Origin of the sequence: Mesorhizobium sp. M4A.F.Ca.ET.050.02.1.1 (assembly GCF_003997725.1) — a bacterium.
Taxonomy (GTDB): Bacteria; Pseudomonadota; Alphaproteobacteria; order Rhizobiales; family Rhizobiaceae; genus Mesorhizobium.
Map to the genome: position 1 here is coordinate 15,785 of NZ_RZSG01000057.1, position 425 is coordinate 16,209.

Sequence of the window (425 nt, forward strand, 5' to 3'; positions counted from 1 at the left end):
GCCACGACGACCGGCTGGCGAACCGGCTGCGTCGGCAGCCAAGCGTGCGGACCGACCGGCGCCAGCAGCGCCGCCTCGCGTTCGGCATCCAGCCTGATCAGCGACAGCGAGAAGCCATTCATGTTGAGCGCGGTCATCAGATGGCCGGGACCCACCGTCAGCGTCACCGCCTTCGCCAGCGGCGAGGCGAGCACCGCATTGGCGATCAGCGACATTTCGAGCGGCGGCACCGATCCGAGATTGTTGATCAGCAGCGCGTAGCGGCTGCCGGCATCGAGCAGCGCGGCAAGGCGCTCGGCCATGATGGCGACGAGTGAGCCGGCGCTCTGCAGCGCGATGCGCTCGACGCCCGGCTCGCCATGGATGCCGAGCCCGAGCTCGCCATCGTCGGCGCCGAAGCGATCCTCATGCGCCTGACCGGGGAT

At 69.6% G+C, this 425-nt stretch carries 1 protein-coding gene; it reads right to left on the minus strand.

Annotated elements, in window-relative coordinates; genetic code table 11:
• A partial coding sequence (locus EOA33_RS40325) for a dihydroxyacetone kinase subunit DhaK (protein ID WP_245482267.1) occupies positions 1–425 on the minus strand: 425 nt, incomplete at both ends.